The organism is Microcystis sp. BLCC-F209 (assembly GCF_041928595.1).
In the GTDB taxonomy this organism is placed as follows: domain Bacteria; phylum Cyanobacteriota; class Cyanobacteriia; order Cyanobacteriales; family Microcystaceae; genus Microcystis.
The window spans coordinates 1-3,764 of record NZ_JBHFLL010000068.1 but is presented as its reverse complement, the minus strand read 5'-3'; the positions used below and the strand labels follow the sequence as shown (position 1 = coordinate 3,764).

Genomic DNA, 3,764 nt, shown 5'->3' with positions numbered 1-3,764 from the left:
TCTTAGGTTTGGTGGGCAAAATGTATTCTAAGATACATTCTTCCTAGCGAGCGAGTGGAAGGAACCACAAAGACACAAAGGACACAAAGATTGATCGATCCTATATAAGTTAAACTTATCACACAGAACCTAGAAGAGCCGGTGGGTTCAATAGAAGTTTCCTACTGTCTTTTCACTGATTACTGATTACTGTTTACCGATCACAGCAAAAGGCTGACGGCTTAGATGTGTAATTAATTTTGCTTAGGTACTGAGAGCAATTTGCAGATCGCACAAGTACAACTACTAGGGTTGAAGTGCTTATGCAGTAAGCTTTTCGTTGATTGCATGGGATGATCCGTCTCGGAAAGGGCTGTAATAGCTGTGATCAAAATCACTCATCGGATCAGATCTAAATCACAATCTCGAAGATTTTCTTGGTCTATCCTGTATTTAGTGATACAGTTAATTAGGTCAAAATATTCCTGATCGGGATTTTTCTAGGGGAATTGTGAAGGAAGTAGGTAGTAGCAAATTTTCACTGGTTTCCGAAAACCCCTTTCGGCTTGATTGACCGATGGTTTAATAAATCTCTGCGACTGCAATAAATGTCAAGTGTCTAAGAAGTATATAAAATGGGAATTGGGACGGGTTAAGACCATGCGTTTTTATTTAGAGTACATCAATCACTTAGGTAGTTTACAGAAAAAATCCCCTAGGTTGGTGAGCCTGTCGAACCAGTTGGTGAGCCTGCCGAACCAGAGTCCTTTGCAAGCGGGTTTCACGATTACAGAAGTTTTACTGGCGGGTTTGATCATGCTGATTGCCGTCTTGGTGTCGGGAATTGGCTTGATTAACCTGCTCAGAAGTAACTATCGAGCTAATGCCGATAGTGAAATCCAAAATAATCTTAATCGTACTCTAGAGTTTGTTTCAGATGACGTGAGACGAGCAAGAATTATCGCTGATACTGACGTTGGGATCAACAGCACTCAAGTCCCCATAGGAGCGCGAGCGGTTCTAGCTTTTCAAATTCCTGATCCCGGCGATCCACGTCTGCTGCTCCCCAACCAGATCGTTTACTATACCAAAGACCCTGAAAATAGTTTGACCGGTCCGCGGGTCTTGTGGCGCTATGGTCCGAACTTGGACGAAAATGGCAACTACGATATTAATTCCGATTGGATACCTTCCCCCGTCACCGATATGTTGGCGGCTGCTAGTAACCCCAATTGTCCTGAGGATTTTAACCTAATCGCCGCCGATCCTAACGCTGTGGACGGTTTTTATGCCTGTGTTCACGAGGATGGTAATCAAGTGATTTTGAATGCCGAGGCTCAGGTAGAGATGACCACTGGAGATGAAGCTAACTATTCTGTCAGCACCAGAGTTTTCCCCAGAGCGGCTTGTGAAATATTTTGTCTCGCAGGCGGCCCTGATGATGGTGGTCCCCCTGATGGTGGTGGTCCCCCTGATGGTCCCCCTGATGGTCCCCCTGATGGTGGTGGTCCCTCTTTTGAGCTGCCGGTTGAAGGTGGGGACACTGATAAGGCAGTTGTACCCATCCTTACCGTGGCAGCAAATGTTAAAGCTGAAGTTATTCAAGGAAATTGTTCCTTCTGTTCTGTTACTACAGGTACCCAAGCGGATCGTTGGCTTGATAGAGGAGGCCCTGCTATTGGACAAGGGATAACTGTTCCGGCAAATGCTGGAGATAGCATTAGGATTGATGTGGATGAGGGGATGTCTAATTTCGATTGGGATGATATTGATCTGGATCAAAACGTAGAGGTATATACCTCTGATAGCACCACTTTACCTGAAAACATCAACAGTCTTAATAATAACCAAGTTTTATTAGTGTTTACGAGTCCGACAAACTCCTATCAGGTTTTAGTAACTATTACCCCTCGCTAAACTTATGGCCATAAGCTGTAACCTTGATGTTATCCTGGTTAGTTAACCCTATTCCTTCTCGGAAATCATGGCCAAATCCCCTTAACTGGCTCCCAACCTAAAAAATCTAACTTAAACAGCGAATTGCCTCTAATAAACCCCTGGCTTTGTTGAGGGTTTCTTCATACTCTTTCTCCGGCTCAGAATCGGCTACTAACCCGGCTCCCGCTTGCACGGAAACCAGATAATTTTGATTACCTTGGGGACGAACAATCATAGTGCGAATCGTGATGGCACTATTTAACTGTCCCTCAAAATCGTAGTAACCATAAACCCCTGAATAGGGACCGCGACGACAGGGTTCTAATTCATGAATAATTTCCATGGCGCGAATTTTCGGGGCCCCACTGACGGTTCCGGCGGGAAAACAAGCTTTTAATAAATCCCAAGCAGTTTTATCGGTTGCTAAATCCCCCACCACATTACTAACAATGTGCATAACGTGGGAATAACGTTCAATGATCATTAATTCATCCACTTTGACCGTACCTTGATCGCAGACCCGGCCTAGATCATTTCTCCCCAAATCCACTAACATAATATGCTCGGCAATTTCTTTGGGATCTTGCAATAAATCCGTTGCTAAAGCCTGATCTTCACTCAAGTTTTGTCCCCGGCGACGGGTGCCAGCAATTGGTCTGACCGTAGCCTTTATTTTACCTAATTCATCCCGTTCTGCCTTAACCATCACTTCAGGACTAGAGCCAATAATCTGCCAATCCTTAAAGTTATAAAAAGCCATGTAGGGAGAAGGATTAATCAGACGCAAGGAACGGTATAAATCGAAGGGATGACCCTGATAATTGGCATTTAAACGCTGGGAAATAACCACCTGAAAGATATCACCCGCTTTGATATAATCCTTGGCTTTTAGGACATTTTCACAGAATTTTTCCTGAGTTGTATTGCTTTCATAGACCAATTCTTTTCCCTGACCAACCGGTAATAATTCTAGGGTTTTGGCATTAGTTGGTAGGGGTAATCGTAACTTCAGAACTAACTGTGTCACTCGATCGCAGGCCGCTTGATAAGCAGCCGCTAAATCGGGATTTTTACCCCGGATATCGGCATAGGCGATCGCCCAAATTTTCCGTTTAACTTGATCGAAAATAATCAGATTATCCACCTGCATCCAAATACCATCTGGTAGATCGGCATCGGTAGCGGGATAAATAGGCACTCGCGGTTCGATCCAATTAATTAATTCATAACCCCAAAAACCAAATAAACCCCCTATTCCTGCGGGTAATTGCGGCAATTTAACCGGTACGATCGGGGCTAAACATTGGGTTAAAATCTCGAAAGGATCCCCCGAAAAAATCTCTTGAGAACCATCGCGAAAAGTTTGGGTGGTGGTGTTTCCCCGCGCTTCCAATACCCAGACGGGATCGCCGCCTAAAAAGCTGTAGCGTCCCAAGGTTTCGCCGCCTTCCACCGACTCTAATAAAAAATTGTAGGCTTGATCGGCACAAATTTTATACCAGGCCGAAACCGGCGTTTCTAGGTCAGCGATCCATTCTTGATAGACGGGAATAAAGTTACCTTGGCCGGCGAGTTGACGAAAGCGATCAAAGTCGGGGAAGATCATATTTTGATGGTTCAGGAAACGGAAGGAATTATGAATTATGAATTATAAATTATGAATTTTGACGGTGTGGGGGAGTGGGGGAATGGGGATGTGGGGAAGTGGGGGCTCTCCCAGCTTTGGTGGGTAAAATGTATTCTAAGATACATTTCTCAAGAGCGAGGGGGTGGAACGAACCACAAAGGCACAAAGGACACAAAGATCGATCGATCCTATGTCAATTAAACTTATCACACAGAACCTA

The 3,764-nt window shown here is 44.5% G+C and carries 2 protein-coding genes and 1 pseudogene; 1 reads left to right on the top strand and 2 read right to left on the bottom strand.

The features are described 5' to 3' along the window. Nucleotides 1–639 precede the first annotated feature (639 nt). Nucleotides 640–1,896, top strand: a complete 1,257-nt coding sequence (locus ACE1AQ_RS04140; RefSeq protein WP_110543275.1) for a type II secretion system protein J — start codon at nt 640–642, stop codon at nt 1,894–1,896. Between the two features lie 106 nt (nt 1,897–2,002). Here the strand turns inward: ACE1AQ_RS04140 and trpE are convergent, their stop codons facing one another. Together trpE and ACE1AQ_RS04130 are read right to left on the bottom strand one after the other, a co-directional pair. Next, a complete protein-coding gene (trpE, locus tag ACE1AQ_RS04135) occupies nt 2,003–3,523 on the bottom strand; it encodes an anthranilate synthase component I (protein ID WP_039900045.1) in 1,521 nt (506 codons plus the stop codon). A gap of 35 nt (nt 3,524–3,558) precedes the next feature. Continuing rightward, nucleotides 3,559–3,754, bottom strand: a pseudogene (locus tag ACE1AQ_RS04130) (hypothetical protein). Nucleotides 3,755–3,764: the final 10 nt, after the last annotated feature.